This window comes from Blastococcus sp. CCUG 61487, assembly GCF_005222955.1.
GTDB lineage: Bacteria > Actinomycetota > Actinomycetes > Mycobacteriales > Geodermatophilaceae > Blastococcus.
In genome coordinates, this window is sequence record NZ_LWUA01000224.1 from 1 (window position 1) to 2,537 (window position 2,537).

Consider the following 2,537-nt stretch of genomic DNA (forward strand, 5'->3'; position numbering starts at 1 on the left):
CACTCCAGGGGACTCACCCGCCTGCTGGGCCCAGACCACGAGTCACTGCGGGCCGACCTCGCCGTCTGGCGCGCAGCACTAGCGGTTCCCGACAGCGACCGGTGCCCCACCGGACCGCCCCGGCGGCCGGCTGCGGAACGTCGATCCCAGACGCAACTGGACGAGGCGGTGACCGCCGCCGGTCCCGTCCGGGACAGCTCGGTGTGGGCGGCGCTGGCCGACGGCATCGACCCTCATATCCGACTCGACGAGCACTGGCCGGTGCTCGCCTACCGGCTGGCCGCCGCCGACCGCGCCGGTCTCGATGCCGCCGGCATGCTCGCCGCCGTCGCCGCGGAGCGCCCCCTGCCCGATGACTTGCCCGCCGCGGCCCTGTGGTGGCGGCTGTCGCCCCACGTCGCTCCGGCCACCGTTCCTGCGGCGCCGGGCGCGTCCGGGCCGCGTCCGGACTGGTGCGCCACCCTGCTGGCCCGGCTGCCGGAGGAGCAGGCGCGTGGTGTGCTGGCCGATGCCGCGTGGCCGGCGCTGGTCGCCGCGGTCACCAAGGGCATCCGCACCGGCTGGTCCCCCGCCGACTTGCTCACCGCCGCAATCGCCAAGCTGCCACCCGCGGTGACCGGCGACGCCACTGGGCTGGCCGAGGTGCTGATCTTCCGGATCGCTGCCCTCACCGACCCAGCCCCTGTGCACCATCCCGAGCCGCTGCCGGCCGATCTGCAGCCACCCGACGACGCGCACCTGCTGCCGCCCGTGCCCGCCCCTACCACCGCTACCGACCCGGCGGACGTGCCGCCTGGCGACGAGGACGTGCCGTTCGACCCCGACTACGACACCCCTCCCCCGGCGTCGCCGCCGCGGTATCGCACGCCGGACCCGTTCACTCTCACCGGCGCGGTCCAGGCCGTCGACGACGCGGACTACCTGCTCGAGCAGCACTTCTGGGCCACCGCCGTGGTCGGCCGCGACCGGCTCATCGAGCTCAACACTCTGGCCGCCGCCTTCTTCACCGACCACTACCCCGACGCCTGGGCGCCGGGCTACCTGCGCGACCGGCTGGGCACCGACCTCACCGCCGTCCCCCGCTTCACCCCCGGGCTACGCCCCCGCCGGCTGGACGGTGCTCGTGGATCACCTGCGTGGCCTCGGCGCCACCGATACAGAACTGGTCGCCGCGGGCCTCGCCCAGCGCGCCCGCACCGGCGCGCTGATCGACCGGTTCCGCGACCGGCTCACCTTCCCGATCCACGACGCCGACGGCGCGATCGTCGGCTTCATCGCCCGCCGCAACCCCACCGCATCCGATGACGGACGCGCCGGACCCAAATACGTCAACACCCCGGGCACCGACCTGTACCGCAAGGGCGAGCACTTGTTCGGCCTTTACGAGACCCGAGCCGCGCTCGCCGCTGGAGCCGCCCCGGCTCTCGTTGAGGGACCGCTGGACGCGATCGCCCTCACCCTGGCCGGTGCCGGGCAGGTCGTCGGCGTCGCCACCCTCGGCACCGCCCTCACCGACCGGCAAGCCGACCTCCTCGGCCGCTACATCGGCACCGACGGTCCCGGCATCCTCGTGGCCACCGACAACGATTTGGCCGGTCAGCAGTCCGCCGAGCGCATGTACTGGCAGCTCACAAGCCGTGGCGACGCCCCGCGCCGTCTCTCCCTGCCCGACGGGTTCGATCCTGCCGACCTCTTCCACCGTGACGGCGCCAACGCACTGCGGACGGCCATCGACTCCTCACGCAGCCTCGCCGACACCCTTCTCGACGCCCGCATCACCGCGGCCTTGCGCGAGAGGAGTGACTCGGACATCCATGCGGCACTGCGCGGGGCCGGCGCGATCATCGTTGCGCTGCCACCCAGCCGATGGCTGGCACACATCGACCGGGTCACCGAGGTACTCGGCGTGCCGCCCGGCACCCTCCACCAGGCCGTCCTCGACACCGAACCGATCGCCGCTGCGCCTGGCGCGACCACGACTGGTCCCCAAAGGGCGGTCCGCTTGACGTTGCCATCCGACAACCATCACCGGACGGCTCATGCGGGACAGTCGTCAGAAGGCACACGACCTGACGTGCACCACTTCCGGTAGGGGTTCCCTGAGGGGTGACGGCGGACGGAGGCCTCGGACCTGTCCCTGAGGGCGGCCTATGGGACATGTGGTCGGAAGTGTGGGTCGTCGTCCTCCAGCGACCCTGGCGACCCCGTCCGGTCACCCAAGGGTGAGTCCCCTGGAGTGGTGTAGATCGGGCCCCTGGCCTCGGTGATCGTGTCGGTCACCTACGTCGAGGGGCCACCGCGTGAGGCTCTGTGAGAACCCGCCAAGGAACTCACAGAAGAGGACTCACACGATGGCCCTGGATCAGTCTGCCCTGCTCGAGTTGACCGATGCACTGCGCAGCGCTGACGGCGGCGAGGTGATGCGCCGGCTGCTGCACACGATGCTGCAGGCGTTGATCGACGCGGAGGCGACCGCGCAGATCGGCGCCGCGCCGCATGAGCGCACCGAGACCCGTACGACCCAGCGCAACGGCACC

The 2,537-nt window shown here is 72.3% G+C and carries 2 protein-coding genes; both read left to right on the forward strand.

Translation table 11 applies throughout. The annotated features are described in order from the left end of the window. Positions 1–1,123: 1,123 nt before the first annotated feature. Positions 1,124–2,092 carry a toprim domain-containing protein gene (locus A6V29_RS21640; RefSeq protein WP_249933189.1) on the forward strand — a complete coding sequence of 323 codons (969 nt, stop codon included), beginning with the start codon at positions 1,124–1,126 and terminating at the stop codon, positions 2,090–2,092. A 259-nt stretch (positions 2,093–2,351) separates the two neighbouring features. After that, a partial coding sequence (locus tag A6V29_RS12015; protein ID WP_170977769.1) for a transposase occupies positions 2,352–2,537 on the forward strand: 186 nt, incomplete at its 3' end.